Genomic DNA, 25,480 nt, shown 5'->3' on the forward strand with positions numbered 1-25,480 from the left:
CGAGCCTATCCCGATAGGTACCAAATAAAAACGCAGACGTGCCTTGGCGGGCGCGTCTGCGTTGTGCATTACCAGGCGGCTGTCACGGCCGCCATCTCGATTACTTCAGCAGGCGGGTGCGGCACGCCACTATCGCGATCACCAGGGACAGGCCGCCGACGTAGGTAATTGCTGCCTGCATGCCGACGAAGTGGGCGACGGCGCCGATGGCCGGCGGGCCCATCAGGCTACCGCTGTAGGCCATGCTGGCTACTGCCGCCAGGGCAGCCGGGCCTTGCGCGCCGGCAGCGCTGAACACGAAGGGGAACACCAGGGCCAGGCCGACGCCGGCGATGGCGAAACCACCCAGGGCGATATAGGCGCTCGGCGCCAGCACTGCAAAGAACAGGCCACATGCGGCGACCATTGCGCCCAGGGTCACCAGGCGCTTTGCGCCGTAGCGTTCCTTCATCTTGTCGCCGACCATGCGCGACATCAGCATCATCAGCGAGAACGCAGACAGTGCCAGCGGCGCCAGGGCGTCCGACGCACCGAAGTGCTCTTTCAGGAATACGCCGCTCCAGTCAGCGATGCTGCCTTCGGCCATCGAACCGAAGAAGCCGAGCAGACCCAGGAGGACGAGCGGACCGCGCGGCAGTGCGAACTTTTTCTTTTCGACCTTCTCGCCGGCTTCATCGGCTTCCAGCAGATTGACGGCAAGCCACAGCAGCACGGCCAGCGGACCGGCCAGCATCAGGAAGTGGGTAGCCGGTGCAATCTTCATGCTGGCCATCAGGCTGCCCAGCGTGGCGCCGACCAGGCCGCCGGCGCAGGCCAGGCCGTGCAGACGCGACATTTCCGACTTGCCGCTCTGCTTTTCGCGGCGGGCGGCGGCCGAGTTCATGGCGACGTCGAAGGTGCTGGCGGTAATGCCCAGCATCAGGACCGCCATCATCAGGCGCGACACGTCCGGCGCCATGCCGATCGACACCAGCACGCACAACAGGGCCAGGCCCGCGATCATGATGGTCTTGCGCGCGCCGAAGCGGGCCATCAGGAACGACGAGATCGGATACGAGATCACGGCGCCGAGTCCGCCGCACAGCAGCACCATCGACAGCGCCGCATGCGATACGTTGACGCCGGCGGCCAGGGCCGGGATACGGCCGGCCCACGAGCCCATGATCACACCGAACAGGGCAAACACGACCGGCAGCGAGAACAGCTGGCCTTGTACGAGGACGGAAGAGGAACGACGTGGAACAGAAACAGTGGTTTGCATGAAGGCGCGAAATGTTAAATTGTTTGAAGCGTCAAATAATTGCGGGTGTGCTTTCTACAGTCCGGACGCGTCTGAAATATTTACGTCAGGAAGCTGATGGACGGCAATTCTAAACACCTTTCTTGGCTTTTGTTTTCCGCGCGGAAAAATATTTTGAGACGTTGTATTGCGCTGACACAAAAACGACAACTTACTTGCAAGATACATAGTGAACATTGTCGGCACCCCATGAGTTCCCAAGGGAGAAGTAAGGAAATAGGCGTAGATGTAACCAGTTATTGCTGAGCACATGAGGACAGGACGGTGATTCTTAGGACACCGATGGATTATTGCATTGCAGCATTTTTGCGCAAGAACAGCGTATTTTTACGTATCCGAACAGGCTCGGATTGCTCCTTGAAATCACTATTCAGTCAACTCAGCTTCGCCTCCCTCTCATGCGTACTTTCTGCTGAGTTCGCCAAAAGATGTCGGCTCAATTGTTAAATCCTTGCATCGGAACGACACCGAATTCGAGATACGCATGAGCTGTATATAAAAAAAAGGGCCGCCCTCAGGCGACCCAAACAGGAGTCAGCAACGCTTACTTGGCCAGATGTTTCTTCAGTTCGGTACCGGCTTGCAGCACTTGCGAGCGTACGCCCGGCACAGTGGCCAGCGGATTGAGCAGGCCAAAGTCATGGATCATGCCGTTGTAGCGGGTGACGGTCACATCCACGCCGGCCTGGTCCAGTTTGCGGCCGTAGGCTTCGCCTTCATCACGCAGCACATCGTTCTCGGCGACCTGAATCAGCGCAGGCGGCAAGCCCTTCAATTGCGGCAAGGTCGCTTGCAGCGGCGAAGCGTAGATCTCCTTGCGCTTGGCGGCATCCTTCGTATAGCTGTCCCAGAACCATTTCATCATATTGCGGCTCAAGAAGTGGCCGTCCGCAAATTGTTTGTACGAACCGGTCTCGAAGTTGGCATCGGTCACCGGCCACATCAGTACCTGGTAGCGCAGTTTCGGGCCGCCCTTGTCCTTGGCCATCAGGGTCAGTGCAGCCGCCATATTGCCGCCGACGCTGTTGCCGGCCACCGCCAGGCGGCTGCCGTCGATGTTCAGTTCCTTGCCATGCTCCGCCACCCATTTGGTCGCGGCATAGATCTCGTTGATGGCCACGCCGTAGCCGGCTTCCGGCGAGCGGGTATAGTCGACGAACACCGCCACCGCGCCCGAGCTCTCCACTACATCACGTACCAGGCGCTCGTGGGTCGGATAGTCGCCCAGCACCCAGCCGCCACCGTGGATGAACATGAAGGCCGGCAGTACACCCTTGACGCCGGCCGGACGCACGATCTTCAGCTTGATCTGCTTGCCGTCGACGGTAATCACCTTGTCCGACACATCCGCCTTCGGCAGATTGACCTGCACACTCTTCTGCGCGCCTTCCAGTACCTTGCGCGCATCGGCCGGTGACAGTTGCTCGATCGGTTTGCCACCGCCCGAGTTGAGGGCGGTCAGGAACTCGGCGGTACGGCGCTCCACGGTGGGGGCGATGTCGGCAGCCGCTGCGGCGCCATAGGTCAGGGCCAGGGAGGCTGCGGCAAGTGCTTTGCTCAAGGTTTTCATGATGCTTCCTTTCTTGTTGGGTTCTGGTGGGCGAAGGGGCCGTCTGCCACAGTAGCAGCGCGCCGTGCACCTTCATTGCATAAACGGATCATTCGATAACAGTGCTCGATCAACGATTATATTGACGATTAAATCGCGCACTACCTATTCACTATGGCTAGTTGCGGATGTAACTCCGCACTTCCCCCGGTTGTCCGGGAAAAGCAATATCTCATGCCAGTTGCAGCGTCACATCGATATTGCCGCGAGTCGCATTCGAGTACGGGCAGACAATGTGGGCGCGGTCGACCAGGGTGCGCGCTTCATCGGCCGGCACGCCTGGCAGGCTGATCTTCAGGATGACTTCGATGCCGAAGCCGGTCGGGATCGGGCCAATGCCCACGGTGCCTTCGACCGACACGTCCGGGGAGATTTTGAGCTTGTCGCGGGCGGCCACGAATTTCATGGCGCCCAGGAAGCAGGCCGAGTAGCCGGCAGCGAACAGCTGTTCCGGGTTGGTGCCTTCCAGGCCAGCGCCGCCCAGTTCTTTCGGGGTGGTCAGTTTCACATCCAGCACGCCATCCGACGACACTGCGCGACCTTCGCGGCCACCCGATGCTTTCGCGCTTGCACGGTACAGAACTTGTTCGATTGCCATGATGAGATTCCTTGTGGTGATCGGCGGCCCTGCCGCCGGATTCAACTAAAGCACTATTTAATAGCGCGCTATTTAAATGACTGTCTACCTTGGCCCGCCGACCCGTTTGCTTATTCGTTCGTCGCTGCCATGAAAAGCATATTACATAGCTCGCGATTTAATTGCAAACGATTTGTGTTGCAAGATGTAACTGCAAGGTTTTCCAAGATAGCCTGATGACGGCGCGGCAGGGCTGGCCCCCGCCGACGCGTTCGACCAATGCGTGTAGCCCAGACAATCAGCCCATCAAAGCAAGCGCACCGATTCCCTGACAATCAGGCTCAACTGCGGCACCTCTCCTTCCGGCTGCTCATGCGCCAGCATCGCCAACATCCTGCGCCCGATCCCGATCCCCGCGTCGTACAGGGGCTGGCGCACGGTGGTCAGCGGCGGCGTCGAATACATCGAGCTTTCCAGGTCGTCGAAGCCCACCAGCGAGATGTCTTCGGGCACCCGGATATTGCGCCGGTACAGCGCCAGCCGCGCCCCATACGCCGTCAGGTCGTTGGCCGCGAAGATTGCGGTGAAGCGCAAGTTGGCCGCCAGCAGGCCGTTGAGCGCCAGCAAGCCGCCCGATTCGCTGAAATCGCCCGACACCACCAGCCGTGGATCGGCTTCGATGCGGTGCCTGGCCAGGGTGTCGTGGTAACCGGCCAGGCGCGCCCGCGCGTCGCGGTGGTCGTCCGGGCCGGAGATGTGGGCGATACGGCGGTGACCCTGGGCGATCAGGTATTCCATCGCCTCGCAGGCGCCGCGGTAGTTATCGAGGCAAAAACCATGCGTGCGTACGCCCTGGACGTCGCGCCCGAAGGCGACGATCGGCACCCGCTTCGAGAAATCCAGGATCTGCTGGTCGCTCATGTTCCCGGTAAGGATGGCCAGGCCGTCGACCCGGCGCCCGATCAGGAGCTCGACCCGCTCCGCTTCTTCATCGGCATGCCAGTGGCCGCTCATGATCAGGAGTGCATAGCCGGCCGCCTTGACCGCGTCCTCGATGCCGACCATGGCACGGTTGAAGTAGCCGCTCTCGAGCGACTGGGTCAGCACGCCGATGGTGCGGGTACTGCCGATCTTGAGGCTTTGCGCGAGCCGGTTCGGCTTGTAGTTCAGTTCATCGATGACGCGCTCGATGATGCGCCGCTTGTCCTCGGACACCTTGGCGGTGCCGTTCAGGAAACGCGACACCGTGGCCGGCGATACGCCGGCAGCGCTGGCGACCTGATACAGGGTGCTGGTACCGCTCTCGACGTTTTTCATGAAGCGTGTGGACCCATCCGCAGCAATTTGTTGCTTGAAGTATATCACGCGTTATTCGCCCGCAAAGGATAGATGCAGGCTGCGATGAAAATCTTTCATAAGGTGATCGTCGTTGAGATGCAACAAACCTATCAACCTTGTTCACAAATTCTGATTGACATTTTTTTACGGACGAAACTACTATGAAACCGTTTTCAGAATTGATGAAATCGATTTCTCATCGATCCGGCTGTTAGCGCTAGCATCACCCCATAAAACTACACTTCGGAGACAAGCAATGACCATGACTACGCCCGCGGGGGCCGCAGTTCGTACTTCTTCGTCCGCAGCCATCCGGCTCGCCATCCTGACCCTGCTCGCCGGCATCGGCAGCGCCCAGGCCCAGACCGCATCCGATCCGGCGTCGCCGGCCGCCGCCACACCGGCGGTCGCCGACAACGGCCAGATCGCCGAAGTGAAGGTGACCGCCACCAAGCGTTCGACCTCGCTGCAGCGCACCCCGATCGCGGTCACCGCGCTCAATGCCGCCACCCTGCAGGACAACCATGTGCAGACCATGCTCGACGTCGTGGCGCTGGTGCCGGGCTTCCAGGCCACGTCCCAGGGCGACCACGGCGTCACCACCATGACCCTGCGCGGCATCGGCAACGACAGCGCCAAGACCGAGTATGCCGACCCTGAAGTCGCGTCCTTCGTCGACAACGTCTATTCGCCGCGCGCCGAAGGCGCCACCGCCCTGCTATTCGACGTCGAGGGCATCGAGGTGCTGCGCGGCCCGCAGGGAACGCTGTGGGGCCGCAACTCCACCGTCGGCGCGGTCAACATCCAGACCGTCAAGCCGGAACTGAACAGCCGCTCGGGTTACCTCGAAGGCGGCATTGGCGACTACAACCGCCTGGGCGTGCGCGGCGCGGTCAATATTCCGATCGCCGACAACGCGGCGCTGCGCTTCGCCGTGGTGCACGAGCGCCATGACGGCTATGTCGACTACCAGAGCTTCAAGAATCCCTCGGTCGCGTCGCAGCGCGCCGCCTACCTGGCTTCCGGCGCCGACCCGGCCGGTTTCCGTCCGATCAACCCGAATCACTTCGTCGCGGGTGGCGACAAGTACAGCGCCCAGGACCAGAGCGCCGCGCGCCTGTCGCTCCTGTGGCAACTGGCGCCGAACCTGCGCTGGGACATCGCCTACGAAAAATTCATCGACCGCGGCACGCCGAGCGCCAACCTGATGCAGGTCCCGCGCGCCGGCGAAAAGCACTGGTCGACCCTGTCCGACAGCGCACCATGGATCAACCGCGACAGCCACAACGTGCGCAGCCGCCTGAGCTGGGACATCAGCCCCGACATGGCGCTGCAGTACGTGGCCGGCTGGTCCAAGTACAGCGGCGACATGCGTTTCGACCAGGATGGCGGCACGGTCGTTCCGACCTCGATCACCACCGGCGGCATCTTCCAGGAACACACCACGACCGACTCCAACTACCGTAGCCACAGCCACGAGCTGCTGCTGCAGTCGACCGGCACCCGGACCATCGACTGGCAGGTCGGCGCCTATTATGGCAACGAGAAGAACGACATCCGCTTCGACATCGCCGGCATGAAAGGCACCCCGGACGGTGATGTGAACTGGCAGGGTTCGTTCATCCAGCCGAAGCAGACCGTCGACACCACGGCGGTGTTCGGCCAGGCCACCTGGAACATCACCGATGCCTGGCACCTGACCGGCGGCGTGCGCTACACCCGCGACGAGCGTGAACACATCGGCGGGCGCGGCTACACCTGGGGCTATGACCTGTCCGCGCCGCAGCTGCCGCTCAACCCGCACATCGACCCGCGCGATCCGGTCAACGGTTATGTGGCGGGCGTGCCGAACGACGGCAAGTACAAGGACAACAAGGCCACCGGCCTGGTGCGCCTGAACTACGACATCGACCGCAACAACATGGTCTACGCCAGCGTGTCGACCGGCTACAAGTCGGGCGGCGTGCAGGATCGCGGCCTGCCCTACCAGCCAGAGACGCTGACCAACTACGAGATCGGCTCGAAGAGCACCTTCATGGACGGCGCCCTGCGCATCAACAACGCGCTGTTCTACATGGACTTCAAGGACTTCCAGTTCAATTCGCCGGTCAGCTTCCCGGACGGCAGCCGCGGACTGGCCATCGAGAACGCCGACGGCGCCGAGGTGTACGGCCTGGAAACCGAGATCGCAGCGCGCATTGCCAAGGATGGCCGCCTGTCGATCTCGCTGGCCGTGCTGGACACCAAGCTTGGCCACCTGATCGCCGGCTCGAACGACTACTCGCTGCCAACCTGCACGGTCGACCCAAGCATCTCGAACTGCCTCGACGTGACCGGCCACAAGCTGCCGCATGCGCCGAAGTTCTCGACCACGGTCCAGTACCAGCATACCTTCTACCTGGCCAATGGCGGTACCCTGGTGCCGCGCATCACCGCGCGCTACGAGGATGAAGTGCGCCTGAGCGTGTTCGACCTCGGACCGGAAGACCGCCAGAAGGCCTACGCCAGCGCCGACCTCGGCCTGCGCTACGCGAAGGACAAATGGTGGGTCGACGCCTTCGTACGCAACGTAAGCGACAAGAAGATCAAGACCAGCGCCTTCAACAGCTTCGGCCCATGGCTGGCGCAGTACAAGCCGCCACGCACCGTCGGCATCAACACCGGCTTTGATTTCTAAAAGAAGCCACCCTACGGCAGGCGCCCGATCGGCGCCTGCTTTTTGCTTTTCATACGCTTATTCACACGCCGCGCCCGCGATCCGAGAGTTCCATGACCAAGAGCCCCAACTTCGATTTCAATAACGACTTCCCATCCGACTTCACCTGGGGCGTGGCCACGAGCTCGTTCCAGATCGAAGGCGCGCACGACATCGACGGCAAGGGTCCGTCGATCTGGGACACCTTCTGCCAGAACAAGGCCAATATCAAGGACGGCAGCGACGGCACCGTCGCCTGCGACCACTACCACCGCTACCGCGAAGACGTCGACATCATGGCTTCGCTGGGCGTGGATGCCTACCGCTTCTCGTTCGCCTGGGCCCGCGTGCAGCCAACCGGCAAGGGTGCGTGGAACGAGGCCGGCTTCGGCTTCTACGACCGCCTGCTCGACGCCCTCGCCGAAAAAGGCATCCGCCCGCACGCCACCCTGTACCACTGGGACCTGCCGCAAGGACTGCAGGACGATGGCGGCTGGCTGAACCGCGACACCACGCACCGTTTCGCCGACTACGCCCACGAGGTCGCGCGCCGCTTCGGTAACCGCATCGAGGCCATCGCAACCCATAACGAACCGTGGTGCACGGCCAACCTCGGCTACGGCAACGCCCAATTCGCGCCGGGCGTGGTCGACCTCAAGCAATCGATCCAGGTCTCGCACCACCTGCTGCTGTCGCACGGCCTGGCCATGCGCGCCATGCGAGACGCCGGAAGCGCGGCGAAGCTCGGCATCGTCCTGAACCAGTGGACCGCCGATCCAGCCACCGATTCCGACGCAGACCGCGCCATGGCCGAATTCGAATACGCGCGCTCCGTGCAGTGGTTCATGGACCCGATCTTCAAGGGTCATTATCCCGAACTCGCCCTGCGCGGCCATGGCGCCAACGCGCCGGTGGTGGCGGACGGCGACTTCGACATCATCAAGCAAAAGATCGACTTCCTCGGCTCGAACTATTATTTCCGCAGCTGGTGCAGCGCCGCCACCCCGCCGGTGCCGGCGCCGGCGCCCCACGGCGTTACCGACATGGGTTGGGAAATCTTCCCGGAAGGCCTGCCCGAACTGCTGATCAAGCTGAAAGCCGAGTACCCCGACCTGCCGCCGGTGTACATTACCGAGAACGGCATGGCCAATCCCGACGTGGTCGAGAATGGCCGTGTCCACGATCCGGCACGCATCGCCTACGTGCGCAGCCACCTGGCCGCGCTCAAGCAGGCGATGGATGCCGGCGTCGACGTGCAAGGCTACTTCCTCTGGAGCCTGCTCGACAACTTCGAGTGGAATTCGGGCTACGCCAAGCGTTTCGGCATCGTGCATGTGGATTATGCGACCCAGCAGCGCACCCTGAAGGACAGCGCGCTGTGGTATCGCGAATTCATCGCCAACCGCATCAAGACTTGATCGCATAAAAAATAACAGCGACAAGGAGGAGACAATGCAGACGATCCACCATCCCGACGGCGCGCGCCTGCTGGCCGATATCGGCGGCACCAATGCGCGCTTCGCCCTCGAGCCGGCGCCGGGCAAGCTCCAGGCCGTGCAGACGCTGGCCTGCGCCGACCATGCCCGCTTCGAGGATGCGGTGCGCTTCTACCTGGCGGGCGTCAATGCGCATGTGCGCCACGCGGTGATCGCGATCGCCAATCCGGTCGACGGCGACGCGATCCGCATGACCAACCACCACTGGACGTTCTCGATCGAATCCGCGCGCCGCGCGCTGGACCTGGAGACGCTGCTGGTGGTGAACGATTTCACGGCGCTGGCGATGTCGCTGCCGGCCCTGAAGGCAGGCGACCTGGCCCAGGTCGGCGGCGGCGCGCCCCTGGCCGGCGCCGCCATCGGCCTGGTCGGCGCCGGCACCGGCCTCGGTGTATCGGGCCTGGTCCCGAGCGGCGAGCGCTGGATTCCCCTGAATAGCGAAGGCGGCCACGTCGCCTTCTCTCCGCTCGACGAGCGCGAAGTGACCGTGCTGCGCCATGCCTGGCAGCGCTACGACCACGTCTCGGCCGAGCGCTTCGTTTCCGGTCCTGGCCTGGTGCTGATCCGCGAAGCGCTGGCCGTGAGCCGCGGCATGACGCACGACCGCGAGCTGTCGCCGTCCGACATCGTCACCCGCGGCCTGTCCGGCGGCGACGCCCTGTCGCTGGAAGCGGTCGATTGCTTCTGCGGCATGCTGGGCACGGTGGCGGCCAACCTGGCCGTGACCCTCGGCGCGCGGGGCGGCATCTATATCGGCGGCGGCGTGGTACCGCGCCTGGGGGCCTACTTCGTCGCCTCGCCGTTCCGCCCGCGCTTCGAGCGCAAGGGGCGCTTCAGCGAATTTACCGCGCGCATCCCGACCTGGCTGATCACGGCGCCCTACCCGGCACTGCAGGGGGCTTCGGCGATCCTGGCCGATCACCTGGCGCAGGCCTGCACAACGGCGCAGCGTTCGGACACGGAGGCCGCCCATGCGTAAATCCGTTTCGCCGCTGCTGTGGGTGCCGACCGGTTATTTCACGATGGCGCTCGGCTACGTGATGCTCACCAGCGTCACCGCCATCATGTTCAAGAATCTCGGCATGGACAACGGCCGCGCCGCCCAGTATTCGAGCCTGCTGATCCTGGCGTACACGGTCAAGCCGCTGTTCGCGCCGTTCGTCGAGATGTACCGCACCAAGAAGTTCTTCGTGCTGTGCGCGCAGGTGCTGATCGGGGCCGGCTTCGCCGGGGTGGCGCTGCTGATGGAACTGCCCGGCTACATGACGTTCCTGATGGCCATCTTCTTCGCCCTGTCCTTCATCGGCGCCACGCAGGACATCGCCAGCGATGGCGTCTACGTCACCTCGCTCGATGCGCGCGCCCAGTCGCTGTATTGCGGCATCCAGAGCCTGTCGTGGAATATCGGCCCGATCGTGGCCGCCGGCGGCATGGTGTATCTCTCCGGCTACCTGCACTCGACCGTCTTCGGCCACGATCCCGCCGTGTTCGGCCCGGACTGGATCGACGCCTGGCGCATCATCTTCCTGCTGGTCGGGGGCCTGACCCTGGTGATGGCGTTGTGGCACTGGCGCACCATGCCGGACGGCGCGCGCGCGGCCGACACGCCGGCGAGCATGAGGGATGCCGGCCGCATCCTGCTCGACGCCTTCGTCACGCTGTTCCAGAAGCGCGGCGTATGGCGCATGATCGCCTTCGCCTTCCTGTTCCGCTTCAGCGTGGGCCTGCTGGAAAAGATCGGCCCCTTCTTCATGGTCGATCCCGCATCCAGGGGCGGCCTGGGGCTGTCCAACGAGATGTTGGGCCTGATCTACGGCACCTATGGACTGGCTGCGGTGCTGGTCGGCTCGCTGCTGGGCGGGCTGTACGTCGCCAAGCGTGGCCTGAAGTCGACGCTGCTCGTGCTGTGCTGCGCGATCAACATCCCCAACATCACTTTCCTCGTGATGGCGATCTACATGCCATCGAGCCTGGTGCTGGTCACGCTCGGCGTCGCGATCGAAAAATTCTTCTTCGGCTTCGGCGCGGTCGGCTTCATGATCTACCTGATGCAGCAGCTGGCGCCAGGCAAGTACACGACCACCCACTATGCCTTCGGCACCGGCCTGATGGGCCTGTGCGGCATGGTCACCGGCGTGATCAGCGGCCACTTGCAAGAGATGATGGGCTATGTCGGCTACTTCGCGCTGGTGATGGTGGCGACCATTCCCTCGTTCCTGGCGACCTGGTTCGCGCCGTTCTACCACGACGACGGCAGCCAGCCGCAAAGGGCGCCGGACGTCGACGCCGACCCCGACGGCAAGACGGTGCCGGCATGAAGCGCCTGACACTGTCGCTGTTATGCCTGGTCGCGGGCGGCGCGTCCGCGCAGGCGGTCAAGGTCAACCAGGTCGGCTTCCTGCCGCAGGCGCAGAAGCTGGCCGTGGCGGCGCAGGGGGCGGATGAATTCGAAGTCGTCGGCGCCGACGGCAAGACCGCCTTCAAGGGAACGGCCGGCGCCGCGCTGCGCTGGGAACCGTCGGGCGAGACGGTGCGGGTGCTCGATTTCAGCGCGCTCACGCAGCCGGGAACCTACCGCATCAGGATGGCAGGGTTCGCACTGTCGGATCCTTTCACGGTCACCGCCGGCGGCTACCGCGCGCTGAACGCCGCCGCCCTCAAGGCCTTCTACTACAACCGCAGCGCGATCGCACTCGATCCACGGCACGCAGGCCCCTGGGCCCGGCCGGCCGGTCACCCCGACGACAAGGTGGTGGTACATGCGTCGGCCGCGTCGGCGTCGCGCCCGGCAGGCGCCGTGCTGTCCAGTCCCAAGGGCTGGTACGACGCCGGCGACTACAACAAGTACGTGGTCAATTCCGGCATCTCGACCTATACGCTGCTGGCGGCCCTCGAGCATTTCCCCGCTTTTTTCAAGCAGGATACCGGCATCCCCGAATCCGGCGACGGCATCCCCGACATCCTCGACGAGGCCATGTGGAACCTCGAATGGATGCTGACCATGCAGGATCCACAGGATGGCGGCGTGTACCACAAGCTCACCAACCTGCGGTTCGACGGCATCGTGATGCCGCATGCGGCCTCGACTACGGCGCGCTATGTGGTGGCCAAGAGCACGGCGGCAGCGCTCGACTTTGCCGCCACCATGGCCACGGCCAGCCGCGTCCTCGCGCCGTATGAGGCCAGGTGGCCCGGCATGGCGGCGCGCATGCTGGCGGCGGCGCAAGCGGCCTGGCGCTGGGCCGACGCCCATCCCGACGCAGTCTTCAAGAATCCGAAGGATGTCGCCACCGGCGAATACGGCGACACGAAACTGGGCGACGAGTTCGCCTGGGCCGCGGCCGAGCTGTTCATCGCCACCGGCGACACACGCTACGCCACGGCGCTGATGAAGCACGATGCTCCGCTGTCGACGCCGTCCTGGGGCAATGTGGCTTCGCTGGGCTGGATGTCGCTGGCCCATCACCGCGCGCGCCTGGCCCCCGGCCTGGATCACGACCTGGTCGCACGCCGCGTCGAGTCCCTGGCCGCGCAGTTGGCACAGACCTGGCGCGCCAGCGGCTACCGCCTCGCGATGACGCCGAAGGATTTCGTCTGGGGCAGCAATGCGGTGGTCCTGAACCAGGGCATGATGCTGGTGCAGGCCTATCGCCTCAAACCGGACCCGGACTACCTGCACGCCGCGCAATCGAGCCTCGATTACGTCCTGGGCCGCAACCCCACCGGCTACGCCTTCGTTACCGGCTTCGGCGCCCGGCCTTTCATGCATCCGCACCACCGGCCCTCGATGGCCGACGGCGTCGAAGCGCCGGTGCCGGGCTGGCTGTCCGGCGGCCCGAACCCGGGCCAGCAGGATGCCAAGGACTGCCCGCCATACCCGAGCAAGCTGCCGGCGCTGTCGTATATCGACCATGACTGCAGCTACGCCGCCAACGAAGTCGCCATCAACTGGAACGCGCCGCTGGTCTATGTCAGCGCGGCGCTGTCCGTGCTCACGCCATCGACCATGAACCAGGAAACCACCGTCTCGCTCGACGCCTTGCTGCGCGAGGAACAACTGCTGCAATTCGACCGCTTCGACCAGGGCACCGCCACCGCCCTCGGCGCCGCGCTGGTCGCGCGGGCGCGCAGCGCCAGCCGGCCGGTGACGCTCGAAATCAGGCATGGCGACACGGTCCTGTTCGCGCACGCGATGCCGGGCGCCTCGCCCGACCACGCCGACTGGATCCGGCGCAAGAATAACCTGGTCAAGCGCACCGGCCATAGCTCCTTCTACATCCATAACGAAGTGCGCCAGGCCGGCGGTGATCACGACAGGTTGCCGGGCCTGGACATGCGCGACTATGCGGCCCACGGCGGCGCCTACCCGATCGTCGTGCGTGGCCGCGGCGCGGTCGGCACGGTCACGGTGTCAGGCCTGCCCGGCGCGGACGACCATGCACTGGTCGTGGCCGCGTTGAAAGACCATTTGAATATTGGAGAACAACCATGACCCGTATCATCCGCTGGGGCATCCTCGGCACCGGCCGCATCGCCGGTGACTTCGCGGCCGGCCTGCGCGCGACACCCGACGCCGTTCTGTCCGCCGTCGCTTCGCGCAGCAACGAAGGGGCGCAAGCCTTTGCGCGGCAATTCGACGTGCCCCTGGCGTTCGGCTCCTACGAGGAGCTGGCCGGTTCACCAGATGTGGACATCATCTATATCGCCACCCCGCACCCGATGCACGCGGCCAACGCCATGCTTGCCCTGCGCGGCGGCAAGGCGGTGCTGTGCGAGAAGCCGTTCACCATGAACCGGCGCGAGGCGGGCGAGGTCGTGGCGCTGGCGCGGGCAAGAAAGCTGTTCCTGATGGAGGCGATGTGGACCCGCTTCATGCCGGCCCTGGCCGAGGTCAGGCGCATCATCGCTTCCGGCGAGATCGGCACGGTGACCCAGCTGCATGCCGACTTCGGCTTTTCGGCTACGCCCGATCCAAGCCACCGCGTCAACGATCCGACGCTGGGCGGCGGCGCCCTGCTCGACCTGGGCATCTATCCGCTGTCGATCGCCTGCGCCCTGCTGGGCCGGGTCGAGGCGGTGCAGGCCCAGGCCGTGATGGGCGAGACCGGGGTGGACCTGACCACGGCCTTCACCATGCGCCATGCGGGCGGCACCCTGTCGATCTGCAGCTGCTCGCTGCGGGCGCGGGCGCCGAGCGAGCTGGTAGTGTCCGGCACGCGCGGCAGCGTGCGCATGCACCGCATGTTCCACATGACCGAAAGCGTCACGGTCGACCTGCTGGACGGCACCTCGCGCACGATCGCCACGCCCTGGCTCGGCAACGGCTACACCCACGAGGCGATCGCCGCCGGCCAGTGCCTGCGCGAAGGCCTGCTCGAGCATCCGGACATGAGCCACGACGACACGCTGGCGATCATGACCCTGCTCGACACGATCCGCAAGCAGATCGGCCTGCGCTATCCGAGCGACGCCTGAGTCCTGGCCAGCAGCGCTTCGAGCTGCTGCATATTGGCCGGCTTGACCAGGTAATGGTCGAAGCCGGCGTCCAGCGCCGCCTGGCGGTCGGCATCGCTGCCGTAGCCGGTCAACGCGATCAGGACCGGCGTATGTTCTGCCAGGCCAGCGCGGATGCGGCGCGCCAGCTCGCGGCCATCCATGGCTGGCAGGCCGATGTCGAGGATGCAGGCATCCGGTGCGTCTTCCAGTACACGTCGCAGGGCCGGATGCGGAGCATGTTCGACCGCGACCCGATAACCTTCCATTTCCAGCAGCAGCGCCAGCGACGCCGCCGCATCGGCGTTGTCGTCCACCACCAGCACGCGCGATGCGCCGGCCTTGCGCGCCCGCCCCTTCGGTGCGGTTGCCTCGGCTACCGGCGCGGACGATGCTTCCACGCGCGGCAAGGTCACGGTGAACGTGCTGCCCTGCCTGGGCCCGGCGCTGTCGGCGCGCACTCGCCCACCGTGCAACTCGACCAGGTTGCGTACCAGCGCCAGCCCCAGGCCCAGCCCGCCCCCGGTCCGATCCGGCGTGCGCCGGGCCTGCGTGAACAGGCCGAAAATATCGGGCAGCAGTTCGGGCGCGATGCCGATGCCGTCGTCGCGCACCTCCAGCACCGCTTGCGCGCCCTCGATCCGCACCGACACATGCACATTGCCTTCCTCGGGCGTGTATTTCGCCGCATTGTTGACCAGGTTGGCCAGCACCTGGATCAGACGCTTGGCGTCGCCCTCGACCAGCACCCCGGCGTCGGGCAGCGCGGTATGCAGGCGCTGGCGCCGGGTGTCCAGTAGTGGCTGCACCTGCTCGAGCGCGGCGCCGACCACCTGGCGCAGGTCGACCCGTTCCCGCTTCAGTTCGATCATGCCGCGGGTGACGCGCGACACGTCGAGCAAGTCGTCGACCAAGTGAACCATGTGGTCGACCTGGCGCGCAATGATCTCGCTAGTGCGCCGCACCGCGCCGGGGTCGCTCGCATACACGCTCTTGAGCAGGCTGGCGGCAGTGCTGATCGGTGCCAGCGGATTCCTCAGCTCGTGCGCCAGCATGGCCAGGAACTCGTTCTTGCGCTCATCGGCCAGCCGCAGCGCCTGCAGGGCCTCGTTGCGCTCGCGCTCGGCCATGCCGCGGATCAGGTCCTGGCGGTACAGCTGGTAGGCGAAGCGCCACACCACGGCGATCAGGATTACCAGCAGGCCCCACACGAACAGCCAGATCATCGTGGTCAGGTCGATGCCCGGATCGGCGGCGCGCACGGCAGCGGTGGCGACCATTCCCAGCACGATTGGAGCCACCACCAGCGGCACCATCAGCCGGCGCAGCGTCTGGCTGCTGGGCGTGGCGCTGGCCAGTGCCACCATCATGCCCTGGTCGGGACGTAGCGCCAGCACCGCGCTCGAGGCCAGCATGAAGGCCAGCGCGGTGCGCAGCGAGGTGCCGCGGCCGGGCAGCAGCTGATAAAGGACCGTATCCTCGGCGGCGAAACTGGCCAGTGTGAGCAGGGAGAACAGCAGCACGCTGGCCGCCAGCGCCTGGGCCACGGCGACCGTGCGGCGCACGCCCACCAGGGCCAGGCTGGCGCCGAGCACCACGAATAGGCCATCGGTCAGCGGCGCCGGCAGGCTCCACGCGCTGGACGCGGCGCCCAGGCCCAGTGACAGCGGCGCCGGCGCCCAGCCGGCATAGCGCATCACCGCGCCGCCAAGGCCGAGCACCAGGAGCAGCAGGGCGAGTACGCGGGCGACCGGGCGCACCGGGTGCAGCTGCAGGAGCACGCTAAGGCCGGCGCAGATGAAACCGACCGCGCTGAACGGGTACATCTGCGGCGCGCCGATGCCGGCGCCGATCAGTGACGGCGAATGCAGCCCCCAGCCAGCCAGCGTGGCGGCGGCGAGCAGCAGGCAGACGATGGCGGCGCCTGCCGGAACGGCATGCTTGGTGGGGAAAATCTTCATGGGCTGGCGCCATCCTACCAGTCCCAGCCGGCCGGGCGGGCACGGGTGCCCACCGGCAAAGGCCGTCAGGGCGAGGTGATGCTGCCGTACCAGCCGTGGTCATACCGCCAGGGCAGATGTTCTCGCCCAGCGCCAGGCGCGCGGTCTCGGGCGTCAGGCGCACGTCCTTGCCGAGGTCTAGCGCCTGGATGCGCGCCGGACAATGACCTGCACTGCATCGTCAGGCAGGCCGCATCAGAAGCTGTGGCGCAGGCCGAGCGCGGCGCCCTTCAGGGTCGCGCCGGGTGCCGCCCCCAGGCTGTTGATCGCGAAGTCGTACCCGCCGTTCACCTCGTTGTCGAGGTGGGTGACATAGGCATGCACGGCCGTGCGTTTCGATAGCAGGTACTCGTAGCCCAGCGTGACGTGGGTCGCGCCGGTGCGCGCGCCACCGCGGATGGAGCCGACCCGGCTGCCGCTCGCGCCCTTGCCGTCGCCGGCGCGCGCCACGCCCAGGCGCAGGCCGTGAAGACCCACCTGGTGGATGACCGAGACATACCAGGCATTGCGATCCAGGCCGCCGGCGGCGGTCTCGTATGCCAGGCGCTCGGCCAGCAGCGCGACCCGGGTATCGCCAAAGCGTCGCGCTACTGCCAGCTTGGTGCCGCTGTCGCGCAGTCCCGGTCCCTGGTATTCGTGATGGCGTTCGTGCGCCAGCGCCGCATACCACGGCCCCTGGTCATAGACCGCGGCCAGCGATGTCAGCGACGGTTTGGCGCCGCTGGCCGGACGTTCCTCGGCCAGGCCATGCGTGAGGCGCAGGCCCAGGCCTTTCCACGGGCGCGACCAGTAATGGATGGAATTGGCCTGGCGCCGGTCGAAGGAAGAGGTGTTGCTGACATTGTCGGTCGACGAGGCCGCGCCATTGCTGATGATGCTCATATAGCCGGCCGTGGTCGGATAGAAGGGATCGAGACCAGATGTCGCGCCGTTGTAGGCCGTATTCCAGTGGCCGGCGAACAGGGTGCCGAAGTCGCCGTCCAGGCCCACCCGGGTGTCGCGCCGCGCGAGTTCGCCGGCCCCGGTGTCGGGCGAAAGCGAAGCCTCGACCTGGAACACGACGTTGACCCCGTCACCCAGGTCTTCGCTGCCGCGCAATCCCAGCACCGAGCGGTTGCCCGACAGGCGCTGCTGGCTCAGGCGCCCGCCATCGGTGGTGACGGACGCCTTCACGTGTTCGGCCGAGACGTTCAGGCGGCCGTAGAACTGGACATTGGTCTGGGCCTGGACCTGGGCATTGGCGGCGCATGCCGCCAATGCCAGCGCGCTGTGGCGCAAGTAATTACTCATCGACGATTCTCCTTGGCAGGATTGTCGGCGAAGGGCGGCATCCATGCATATCCCCAATCGAGTGGAGATCGCCCCCCGATCGTGTTGGGTTTGCCTCGCTTTGCACTTGCCGCCCTGCGCCGCGCGACCTGCCCGGCCGTTCATGCTGGACGATCACCCGCAACAGGAAACGACCATGGTGAGCAGCATCGGCGACGCCAGCGCCGCACAGGCGACCTACGCCACAACGCCCAGAAACGACACCGAACAAACGGCCATCGCCTCCCCGGCGGTTGCCACCGAGCCGCGGGAAACCGCGACTGCGCCGACGCAGAGCGCGGAATCGATCCTCGGACGCCGGCACCGACTACATCGCCGCAGCCGACACAGTTCGGACAAGCCGGTCGGCGACGAGGAACGCGCCGCCTGCAAGGCCAAACTGCGCGGGGAGACGCACATGCAGGCCGAGGTGCGCGCGGCGTATGGACAGGACACCGCCTGCGTCCCGGCGCTCGACGTCCGCCTGACGCCCGGATCCGGGTTGACGTTGCGCGAGAATGCAGTACTGCACCCGAAGTTATCCGAAGTAAATTCAAAATAACTGAAGAAACGCGTTGTAGCCAGGTCGTCAACTACGGTAGAGTGTCGCCTTCGAAAAGACTTTCCATGAGGCGGCGCATGCCAGACCCGAGCCCGACTACGCCCCCCGGATTGTTGCTTGCGACGGACCTGAGCGCCCGCTGCGACCGGCCCTTGGAACGCGCCAAGCAGCTGGCCGAAGAATTTTCCATCCCGCTAGCGGTCCTGACGGTGCACGAGGCCCCCCAGGCGCCCGGCGAAGTACTCCAATGGCTCGACGCCGATGCCGGCCTTGCGCACCAGGAACGCGCCGCGCGCGCGGAATTCGCGCGCGAATTCGCCGGCTCACCCCTGCACGCCAGCCAGCGCTTCGCCAGCGGCCCGCCCCCCGCCGCCATCCTCGACGCCGCCGCCTCCCTGCCCGGTGCAGTCGTGGTCGCCGGCGCCTCGCAGCACGATACCCTGGGCGCCCTGCTGCTCGGTTCCACCGTCGAGAAGCTGGCGCGCGGCCTGGCGCAGCCGCTGCTGGTGGTACGCCAGCGCGTGCGCGGGCCTTACCGCCGGATCATGGTCGCGACCGACTTTACGCCGGCCTCACGCCTGGCGCTGGAAACGGCGGCGAGCCTGTTCCCCGGGCGCCGCATCACTGTGTTCCACGCCCATGACAGCCACATCCTGGCGCCGGACGCCCCACCGCACGCGGCGATGATCCGCTTCCTGGACGGCTGCGCGCTGCCACCGGATGCGCGCGTACTGCTCGACCCGGTGATCGGCGAAGGCGAACCTGCGTCCCAGCTCGCGCGTCATGTAGTGGATAATAGTATCGACCTGGTCGTCCTTGGCCTGCATGAAGAATCGGCGCTGATGCGCCTCCTGACCGGTAGCCGCAGTGAATACCTGCTGCAGGCAGTCGTGTGCGACACGCTGCTTGTACGTCCCCCTGCGCGCGCTGGAAAAGATGATGAGAATGAAAAAACCTGAAACCGCCCTGCACCTCTGTGCGTGCCGCTACATGTCGCACTGCCCCGAAGGATGATGTCGATGACCTCACTGCCACTGATCCTGCTCGTCCTTCTTCCCTTCACCGGCGCCTTCGTCGCCGCCTGCCTTCCCAATGGGTCGCGCAACCGTCCCGCCATCGCGGCCGGCGCGTTCACCCTTCTGGCCCTCATCTTCGCCATTTCCCAGTTCGGCCGGTTGGATGCCGGCGAAGTGCTGCAATCGCGCCACAGCTGGCTGCCGATGTTCGGCCTCGATCTCATCATCCGCATGGACGGCCTGGCCTGGCTGTTCTCGATCATGGTGCTCGGCATCGGCCTGCTGGTGATCCTGTACGCGCGCTACTACATGTCCAGGCGCGATCCGGTCGCCCGCTTCTACGCCTATATGCTGGCCTTCATGGGCTCGATGATGGGCGTGGTCCTCTCCGGCAACCTGATCCAGCTGGTCGTATTCTGGGAACTGACCAGCCTGACGTCCTTCCTCCTGATCGGCTACTGGCAAGAGAGTAACGACGCGCGCCGCGGCGCGCGCATGGCCTTCACCGTCACCACCGCCGGCGGCCTGTGCCTGCTGGCCGGCGTGCTCACGCTCGGCTATATCGTCGGCAGCTACGAGCTCGACGTCGTGCTGGCGGCCGGCGACCAGATTCGCGCCCACGCGCTATACCTGCCGGCGCTGGTGCTGATCGCGCTCGGCGCCCTGACCAAGAGCGCGCAATTCCCGTTCCACTTCTGGCTGCCGCACGCGATGGCCGCGCCGACCCCGGTATCGGCCTACCTGCACTCCGCCACCATGGTCAAGGCCGGGGTGTTCCTGCTCACGCGCCTGTATCCGGCCCTTGGCGGCACCCAGGAATGGACCTGGCTCATCGTCGGCGCCGGCGTCACCACCCTGGTGCTGGCCTCGTTCTTCGCGATCTTCCAGAACGACATGAAGGGACTGCTGGCCTACTCGACCATCAGCCACCTCGGTCTCATCACCTGCCTGCTGGGCATCGGCACCCCGTTGTCCGTGGTGGCGGCGGTGTTCCACATCATGAACCACGCGATCTTCAAGGCCTCGCTGTTCATGGCGGTCGGCATCGTCGACCACGAGACCGGCACGCGCGACATGCGCGTGCTGCGCGGCTTGCGCAAGGCCATGCCGGTGACGGCCGCGCTGGCGATCGTGGCCTCGGCCTCGATGGCCGGGGTACCGCTGCTGAACGGCTTCCTGTCAAAGGAGATGTTCTTCGCCGAAACCGCCCACGTGGGCGGCAGCGATGACTGGTCGATGTCGTACGCGGCGGTGGCGATGGGCATCTTCAGCGTCGCCTACTCGCTGCGCTTCATCAGCGTGTTCTTCGGCCGCCTGGCGAAAGACCTGCCGCACGAACCGCACGAGCCGGCGCGCTGGATGCGCTTCCCGGTCGAGTGCCTGGTGGTGCTGTGCATCGCGGTCGGCATCATGCCCGAGCGCGTGGTCGGCGACGTGCTGGCGGTGGCCTCCAGCTCGGTGCTGGGCAGCGCCATGCCCGAGTACGACCTGGCGATCTGGCACGGCTTCAACCTGGCGCTCGGGATGAGCGGCGCGGCGCTGCTGCTGGGCGCCCTGCTGTACTGGTTCCTGTGGCGTCGCCACGACCTGCGAGAACGCACCGAAGTGCCGGTGCTGCACCGCCTGAAGGGCGCGCAAGCGTATGAAAACACCATGCTGGCGTTGTCGGTCGGCGCCAGTGCGCTGCTCCGTTGGACCGGCACCCGCCGCCTGCAGCCGCAGATGCTGGTGCTGATGGCCGTCATGGTGGCCGCACCGCTGCTGCTGGTCGACCCACTACCCGCGATTCCGGTGCTGAGCGTGCATTCGCTCGACCCGCTGTTCGCCGTGCTGTGGATCATCGGTGCCGGCTGCGCCCTGGGCGCGGCCTACAAGGCCAAGTACCACCGCCTGGCAGCGCTGGTGATGGTGGGCGGCGTCGGCGCCGTCACCAGCATCACCTTCCTGTGGCTGTCGGCGCCCGACCTGGCGCTGACCCAGCTGATGGTGGAGACCGTGACCACGGTGCTGATCCTGCTCGGCCTGCGCTGGCTGCCGCCGCGCTTCGCGCCGAAGGAATTGAAGAACAAGGCGCCACCCAGCACCTGGTTCCGGCGCGGCCGCGACGGCTTCATCGCCGTTGCCGGCGGCCTGGGCATCGCCGCCGCCAGCTACGCGATCCTGGTGCGTACGCCGCCGCCGTCGATCGGCGAGTTCTTCGTGCTGCGCGCGCTGACCGAGGGCGGCGGCTCGAACGTCGTCAACGTGCTGCTGGTCGACTTCCGCGGCTTCGACACCATGGGTGAAATCACCGTGCTGTCGGCTGTCGCATTGACCGTCTATGCGCTGCTGCGCCGCTTCCGTCCCGCCACCGAGTCGATCGCGATTCCGGTGCAGCAGGCCAGCGACGTCGATCCGGCCGTCAACCAGTCTCCTGCAGCGCAGGCTTCGAGCGGTTACCTCATGATTCCCGCGGTCTATCTGCGCCTGCTGCTGCCGGTGATGGGCGTAATGGCGGCCTACTTCTTCATGCGCGGCCATAACCTGCCGGGGGGCGGCTTCGTCGCCGGCCTGATCTTCGCCACCGCGCTGATCGTGCAGTACATGGTGGCCGGCACCGACTGGGTCGAGTCGCACCTACGCCTGCGGCCGCACCGCTGGATCGCCTGGGGTCTGGCCTGCGCCGCCTTCACCGGCATCGGCGCCTGGTTCCTCGGCTATCCGTTCCTGACCAGCCATACCGCCCATGTGACGTTGCCGATCCTGGACGAGATCCATGTGCCGAGCGCCTTCATGTTCGACCTGGGCGTGTTCCTGGTGGTAGTCGGCTCTACCATGCTGACCCTGGTCGCGCTGGCCCACCAGTCGCTGCGCAGCCACCGCGCGGCGGCTGACGCCACGCGCGCCACTATCCCGCCTGCCAAGGAGATCTTCTGATGGAGCTCGTCATATCGCTTGCCATCGGCATCGTGTTCGGCTCTGGCATCTGGCTGATCCTGCGTCCGCGCAGCTTCCAGGTGCTGTCCGGCCTGATGCTGATGTCCTATGCCGTCAACCTTTTCATCTTCGTGATGGGCCGCCTGTGGGTCGACGCCCCGCCGCTCACGCCCGCCGGCACGACGCCCAACCCGTCCGTCCTGGCCGACCCGCTGCCGCAAGCCCTGGTGCTGACGGCAATCGTGATCGGCTTCGCCACCACCGCGCTGTACCTGGTGGTGATGATCGGTTCGCGCGGCCTGACCGGCACCGACCACGTGGATGGCAAGGAGCCTGAATTATGAGTTTGCACTGGACCCAGCACCTGATCCTGGTGCCGGTATTGCTGCCGCTGCTGGTGGGCGCCGCCCTGGCTCCGCTGACGCAGGGCTGGCACCGCCTGAAGTACTGGCTCAGCTACGCCTCGCTCCTTGGCCTGCTGGCCAACGCGCTGGCGCTGATCTTCATGACCGATGGCGGCCACTGGCAGGACGGCATGGGCATCTACCTGGCCGCCAACTGGAGCGCGCCGTTCGGCATCGCCCTGCTGGCCGACCGCTTGTCGGCGCTGATGCTGCTGCTCACCGCGGTGCTCGGCCTGGCCTCCCTGCACTTCACCCGCACCCGCTGGGGCCGCATCGGCGTGCATTTCCACACGCTGTTCCAGTTCCTGCTCATGGGAATCAACGGCGCCTTCCTGACCCACGACCTGTTCAACCTGTTCGTGTTCTTCGAGGTGATGCTGGCCGCGTCGTATGGCCTGGTGCTGCACGGTTATAACGCCGAGCGTATCCGCGCCAGCATGCAATACATCGCGATCAACCTGGCCGCCGCCCTGCTGTTCCTGCTGGGCATTGCGCTGATCTACGCCACCACCGGCACCCTCAACATGGCCGACCTGGCCGCGCGCGTGCCGCTGCTGGCGGGCGAGGACCTGGCCCTGTTCAAGGTCGGCGCGACCGTGCTGGCGCTGGCCTTCCTGACCAAGGGCGCCATGTGGCCGCTGGGCTTCTGGCTGCCGACCACCTATGCCGCCGCCTCGCCGCCGGTGGCGGTGATGCTGGTATTGATGACCAAGGTCGGCGCCTATGTGCTGCTGCGCCTGTGGCTGCTGATCTTTTCGGACAATGCGGGCGCCGCCGCCGGCTTCGGCGGCGACGCCCTGCTCTACGGCGGCATGGCGACCATCGTGTTCGGCTCCGCCGGCATCCTGTCGACCGATACCGCCGGACGCATGGCCGGCTATGGCGCGATCGTCTCGTCGGGCACCTTGCTGGCGGTGATCGGCTACGGCCAGCCGCCGCTGGTGACCGCCGGCATCTACTACCTGATCGGCTCGACCATCGCGGTGGCCGCCTTCCTGCTGCTGATCGAGCTGATCGACCGCATCCGCACCCCGCGCTCGGCGATGCTGGCGCTGACCATGGAAGCGTTCGCGGTCGAGGACACGCCGGCCGAGCCCACCGGACGCGGCGTGCCGGCCGCGATGGCCTTCCTGTCGCTGGCCTTCGCAGCCTGCGCGCTGATGATCGCCGGCCTGCCGCCGCTGTCGGGCTTCGTGGCCAAGTTCAGCATGTTCCATGCGCTGCTCAATCCGCAAGCCGACAGTGCCGGCGTGGCCGCGATCCCGGCCGCCGGCTGGACCCTGATGGCGCTGATCATCCTGTCCGGCCTGATCGCCGTGATCTCGATGATGCGCTTTGGCGTACGCACCTTCTGGGCCAGCGGCGCCATCGAACCGCCCAAGGTGCATCGCTCCGAAGTGGCGCCGATCCTGTTCCTGCTGGCGCTCTCGGTCCTGATGACGGTGCAGGCCGAACCGCTGTTCGGCTATCTTGCGCGCGCAAGCGACAGCCTTCACCGGCCGGGCGGCTACATCTACCGGGTGCTGGCCGAACCGGCCGTTCCGCAACCTGGCGCGGCGCCCGCGGCGACACCGCCGACCTTCCTGACCCCGGAGGCGCCATGAGTCGCTGGCTACCCTACCCTATCGTGTCGCTGGCGCTGTGCGCCCTGTGGCTGCTGCTGAACCAGACCCTGTATCCGGGCCATATCCTGCTCGGCGTACTGCTCGGCATTGCCGCTCCGGTCCTGACCCGCCACCTCAATCCGCTGGGCTACCCACGCCTGCGCAAGCCGCTGGTCGCCGTGCGCCTGCTCGGCTTCGCATCGGTCGAAGTGGTGCGCTCGTGCTTCAACGTCAGCCGAGTCATCCTGTTCGCCGACTATGCCAACCTGAACTCGCAGTTCGTCCGCATTCCCCTGGACCTGCGCGATCCGCACGGGCTGGCGATGCTGTCCTGCCTGATCAACATGACGCCGGGCACGGTATGGACCGAGCTGCAGCCCAGGCCCGACTCCGACAAACATACGCTGGTCCTGCACGTATTCGACCTGCACGATGCCAAATGGTGGGTCGACACCATCAAGACCCGCTATGAACAGCCCCTGATCCACATCTTCGAAACGGAGGTCCGCCATGGCGACCCTGCTTGAAATCTCGATCGGTTACGCCCTCGTATGCGTGCTGGCGGCGATGGCGCTGTGCGCCGGCCGCCTGCTGATCGGTCCCTCGGCCCACGACCGCGTGCTGGCCCTCGACACCCTCTGGATGTGTGGCATGCTGCTGGCCCTGGTGCTGGGCATCCGCTTCGGCACCCAGGTCTACTTTGAGGTGGCGATGCTGATCGCACTGGTCGGCTTCGTCTCCACCGTCGCCATGGCGAAATTCCTGATGCGTGGGGAGATCATCGAATGACCGGTATCGAACACCTGCCCGACTGGGCCGCCCTGCTGGTCTCGCTGCTGCTGATCCTGGGCTCCAGCATCATCCTGATCGGCGCGCTCGGTCTGATGCGCCTGCGCACCTTCTACCAGCGCATCCACGGCCCGGCGATCACGATCACCCTGGGCGCCGGCAGCCTGCTGATCGCGTCCATGCTCTACTTCACGGTGGCGCAGTCGCGCGTGGTGGTCCACGAGATCATCATCACCGTGTTCGTGCTGCTGACGGCGCCGGTGGTGGCGATGATGATCATGCGCGCCGCAGTGTACCGAGACCTGCGGGCCAAGAAAGGCGACGCCGGCGCGACCGCGGGCGAGGTGTACACCATCTCGCGCGAGTAAGCGCC

20 protein-coding genes are annotated in these 25,480 nt (G+C 65.8%); 14 read left to right on the forward strand and 6 right to left on the reverse strand.

All coding sequences use genetic code 11. From position 1 onward, the window contains the following. Window positions 1–100: 100 nt before the first annotated feature. From AC56KW_RS08435 to AC56KW_RS08450, 4 genes are all read right to left on the reverse strand, one after another. Entirely contained in the window at window positions 101–1,261 is a 1,161-nt protein-coding gene (locus AC56KW_RS08435) for an MFS transporter (protein ID WP_497170289.1), read from the reverse strand. A gap of 583 nt (window positions 1,262–1,844) precedes the next feature. After that, window positions 1,845–2,870 (reverse strand): alpha/beta hydrolase, encoded by a 1,026-nt coding sequence (locus tag AC56KW_RS08440; protein WP_497170290.1) that lies wholly within the window; start codon window positions 2,868–2,870, stop codon window positions 1,845–1,847. A gap of 211 nt (window positions 2,871–3,081) precedes the next feature. After that, complete coding sequence (locus tag AC56KW_RS08445; RefSeq protein WP_497170291.1) at window positions 3,082–3,507, reverse strand: organic hydroperoxide resistance protein; 426 nt, start codon at window positions 3,505–3,507, stop codon at window positions 3,082–3,084. A gap of 285 nt (window positions 3,508–3,792) precedes the next feature. Further along, window positions 3,793–4,803 (reverse strand): LacI family DNA-binding transcriptional regulator, encoded by a 1,011-nt coding sequence (locus tag AC56KW_RS08450; RefSeq protein ID WP_497170292.1) that lies wholly within the window; start codon window positions 4,801–4,803, stop codon window positions 3,793–3,795. A gap of 277 nt (window positions 4,804–5,080) precedes the next feature. Here AC56KW_RS08450 and AC56KW_RS08455 point away from each other — a divergent pair, with 277 nt between their 5' ends. From AC56KW_RS08455 to AC56KW_RS08480, 6 genes are all read left to right on the forward strand, one after another. Next, window positions 5,081–7,501 carry a TonB-dependent receptor gene (locus AC56KW_RS08455; RefSeq protein ID WP_497170293.1) on the forward strand — a complete coding sequence of 807 codons (2,421 nt, stop codon included), beginning with the start codon at window positions 5,081–5,083 and terminating at the stop codon, window positions 7,499–7,501. Window positions 7,502–7,593: 92 nt separating this feature from the next. Further along, the gene (locus AC56KW_RS08460; protein WP_497170294.1) at window positions 7,594–8,937 is read left to right on the forward strand and encodes a GH1 family beta-glucosidase; all 1,344 of its coding nucleotides are present in this window, start codon (window positions 7,594–7,596) and stop codon (window positions 8,935–8,937) included. Between the two features lie 34 nt (window positions 8,938–8,971). Beyond that, complete coding sequence (locus tag AC56KW_RS08465; protein ID WP_497170295.1) at window positions 8,972–9,994, forward strand: glucokinase; 1,023 nt, start codon at window positions 8,972–8,974, stop codon at window positions 9,992–9,994. Continuing rightward, window positions 9,987–11,333 carry an MFS transporter gene (locus AC56KW_RS08470; protein ID WP_497170296.1) on the forward strand — a complete coding sequence of 449 codons (1,347 nt, stop codon included), beginning with the start codon at window positions 9,987–9,989 and terminating at the stop codon, window positions 11,331–11,333. Before AC56KW_RS08465 ends, AC56KW_RS08470 begins: the two co-directional genes overlap by 8 nt. After that, window positions 11,330–13,507, forward strand: a complete 2,178-nt coding sequence (locus tag AC56KW_RS08475) for a heme-degrading domain-containing protein (protein ID WP_497170297.1) — start codon at window positions 11,330–11,332, stop codon at window positions 13,505–13,507. The genes AC56KW_RS08470 and AC56KW_RS08475 overlap by 4 nt, the downstream gene beginning before the upstream one ends. After that, window positions 13,504–14,490: a Gfo/Idh/MocA family protein gene (locus AC56KW_RS08480; protein WP_497170298.1), complete on the forward strand. Its 987-nt coding sequence runs from the start codon at window positions 13,504–13,506 to the stop codon at window positions 14,488–14,490. Before AC56KW_RS08475 ends, AC56KW_RS08480 begins: the two co-directional genes overlap by 4 nt. On the opposite strand, the gene AC56KW_RS08485 is transcribed toward AC56KW_RS08480, so the two are convergent. Together AC56KW_RS08485 and AC56KW_RS08490 are read right to left on the reverse strand one after the other, a co-directional pair. After that, on the reverse strand, window positions 14,472–16,469 hold the full coding sequence (locus tag AC56KW_RS08485; RefSeq protein ID WP_497170299.1) for a hybrid sensor histidine kinase/response regulator: 1,998 nt from the start codon (window positions 16,467–16,469) through the stop codon (window positions 14,472–14,474). The two genes, AC56KW_RS08480 and AC56KW_RS08485, sit on opposite strands and share 19 nt — an antisense overlap. Window positions 16,470–16,703: 234 nt before the next feature. Then, window positions 16,704–17,798 (reverse strand): porin, encoded by a 1,095-nt coding sequence (locus AC56KW_RS08490; protein ID WP_497170300.1) that lies wholly within the window; start codon window positions 17,796–17,798, stop codon window positions 16,704–16,706. A gap of 175 nt (window positions 17,799–17,973) precedes the next feature. Between AC56KW_RS08490 and AC56KW_RS08495 the strand changes: the two genes are divergently transcribed. The 8 genes from AC56KW_RS08495 (at window position 17,974) to mnhG (ending at window position 25,475) form a co-directional block, all read left to right on the forward strand. Beyond that, complete coding sequence (locus AC56KW_RS08495) at window positions 17,974–18,378, forward strand: hypothetical protein (RefSeq protein WP_497170301.1); 405 nt, start codon at window positions 17,974–17,976, stop codon at window positions 18,376–18,378. A gap of 77 nt (window positions 18,379–18,455) precedes the next feature. Then, window positions 18,456–19,337 carry a universal stress protein gene (locus AC56KW_RS08500; protein ID WP_497170302.1) on the forward strand — a complete coding sequence of 294 codons (882 nt, stop codon included), beginning with the start codon at window positions 18,456–18,458 and terminating at the stop codon, window positions 19,335–19,337. A gap of 60 nt (window positions 19,338–19,397) precedes the next feature. Then, entirely contained in the window at window positions 19,398–22,310 is a 2,913-nt protein-coding gene (locus AC56KW_RS08505; RefSeq protein ID WP_497170303.1) for a monovalent cation/H+ antiporter subunit A, read from the forward strand. Beyond that, window positions 22,310–22,654 (forward strand): Na+/H+ antiporter subunit C, encoded by a 345-nt coding sequence (locus AC56KW_RS08510; protein WP_497170304.1) that lies wholly within the window; start codon window positions 22,310–22,312, stop codon window positions 22,652–22,654. The genes AC56KW_RS08505 and AC56KW_RS08510 overlap by 1 nt, the downstream gene beginning before the upstream one ends. Then, complete coding sequence (locus tag AC56KW_RS08515; RefSeq protein WP_497170305.1) at window positions 22,651–24,318, forward strand: monovalent cation/H+ antiporter subunit D; 1,668 nt, start codon at window positions 22,651–22,653, stop codon at window positions 24,316–24,318. The genes AC56KW_RS08510 and AC56KW_RS08515 overlap by 4 nt, the downstream gene beginning before the upstream one ends. Continuing rightward, window positions 24,315–24,845, forward strand: a complete 531-nt coding sequence (locus tag AC56KW_RS08520; RefSeq protein WP_497170306.1) for a Na+/H+ antiporter subunit E — start codon at window positions 24,315–24,317, stop codon at window positions 24,843–24,845. The genes AC56KW_RS08515 and AC56KW_RS08520 overlap by 4 nt, the downstream gene beginning before the upstream one ends. After that, the gene (locus AC56KW_RS08525; protein WP_306391530.1) at window positions 24,829–25,107 is read left to right on the forward strand and encodes a K+/H+ antiporter subunit F; all 279 of its coding nucleotides are present in this window, start codon (window positions 24,829–24,831) and stop codon (window positions 25,105–25,107) included. The genes AC56KW_RS08520 and AC56KW_RS08525 overlap by 17 nt, the downstream gene beginning before the upstream one ends. Then, window positions 25,104–25,475 (forward strand): monovalent cation/H(+) antiporter subunit G, encoded by a 372-nt coding sequence (gene mnhG / locus AC56KW_RS08530; RefSeq protein ID WP_497170307.1) that lies wholly within the window; start codon window positions 25,104–25,106, stop codon window positions 25,473–25,475. The genes AC56KW_RS08525 and mnhG overlap by 4 nt, the downstream gene beginning before the upstream one ends. The last annotated feature ends 5 nt before the right edge of the window (window positions 25,476–25,480 follow it).

Source organism: Telluria sp. RT2P19 (assembly GCF_059685725.1).

Excerpts from the sequence above, each read along its gene's own strand:
- AC56KW_RS08500 (WP_497170302.1), top strand. The coding sequence starts at position 18,456 with ATGCCAGACCCGAGCCCGACTACGCCCCCCGGATTGTTGCTTGCGACG.
- AC56KW_RS08455 (WP_497170293.1), top strand. The coding sequence starts at position 5,081 with ATGACCATGACTACGCCCGCGGGGGCCGCAGTTCGTACTTCTTCGTCC.
- AC56KW_RS08470 (WP_497170296.1), top strand. The coding sequence starts at position 9,987 with ATGCGTAAATCCGTTTCGCCGCTGCTGTGGGTGCCGACCGGTTATTTC.
- AC56KW_RS08435 (WP_497170289.1), bottom strand. The coding sequence starts at position 1,261 with ATGCAAACCACTGTTTCTGTTCCACGTCGTTCCTCTTCCGTCCTCGTA.
- mnhG (WP_497170307.1), top strand. The coding sequence starts at position 25,104 with ATGACCGGTATCGAACACCTGCCCGACTGGGCCGCCCTGCTGGTCTCG.
- AC56KW_RS08445 (WP_497170291.1), bottom strand. The coding sequence starts at position 3,507 with ATGGCAATCGAACAAGTTCTGTACCGTGCAAGCGCGAAAGCATCGGGT.
- AC56KW_RS08525 (WP_306391530.1), top strand. The coding sequence starts at position 24,829 with ATGGCGACCCTGCTTGAAATCTCGATCGGTTACGCCCTCGTATGCGTG.
- AC56KW_RS08505 (WP_497170303.1), top strand. The coding sequence starts at position 19,398 with ATGACCTCACTGCCACTGATCCTGCTCGTCCTTCTTCCCTTCACCGGC.
- AC56KW_RS08510 (WP_497170304.1), top strand. The coding sequence starts at position 22,310 with ATGGAGCTCGTCATATCGCTTGCCATCGGCATCGTGTTCGGCTCTGGC.
- AC56KW_RS08450 (WP_497170292.1), bottom strand. The coding sequence starts at position 4,803 with ATGAAAAACGTCGAGAGCGGTACCAGCACCCTGTATCAGGTCGCCAGC.
- AC56KW_RS08480 (WP_497170298.1), top strand. The coding sequence starts at position 13,504 with ATGACCCGTATCATCCGCTGGGGCATCCTCGGCACCGGCCGCATCGCC.
- AC56KW_RS08520 (WP_497170306.1), top strand. The coding sequence starts at position 24,315 with ATGAGTCGCTGGCTACCCTACCCTATCGTGTCGCTGGCGCTGTGCGCC.
- AC56KW_RS08460 (WP_497170294.1), top strand. The coding sequence starts at position 7,594 with ATGACCAAGAGCCCCAACTTCGATTTCAATAACGACTTCCCATCCGAC.
- AC56KW_RS08485 (WP_497170299.1), bottom strand. The coding sequence starts at position 16,469 with ATGAAGATTTTCCCCACCAAGCATGCCGTTCCGGCAGGCGCCGCCATC.
- AC56KW_RS08440 (WP_497170290.1), bottom strand. The coding sequence starts at position 2,870 with ATGAAAACCTTGAGCAAAGCACTTGCCGCAGCCTCCCTGGCCCTGACC.
- AC56KW_RS08495 (WP_497170301.1), top strand. The coding sequence starts at position 17,974 with ATGGTGAGCAGCATCGGCGACGCCAGCGCCGCACAGGCGACCTACGCC.
- AC56KW_RS08475 (WP_497170297.1), top strand. The coding sequence starts at position 11,330 with ATGAAGCGCCTGACACTGTCGCTGTTATGCCTGGTCGCGGGCGGCGCG.
- AC56KW_RS08515 (WP_497170305.1), top strand. The coding sequence starts at position 22,651 with ATGAGTTTGCACTGGACCCAGCACCTGATCCTGGTGCCGGTATTGCTG.
- AC56KW_RS08490 (WP_497170300.1), bottom strand. The coding sequence starts at position 17,798 with ATGAGTAATTACTTGCGCCACAGCGCGCTGGCATTGGCGGCATGCGCC.
- AC56KW_RS08465 (WP_497170295.1), top strand. The coding sequence starts at position 8,972 with ATGCAGACGATCCACCATCCCGACGGCGCGCGCCTGCTGGCCGATATC.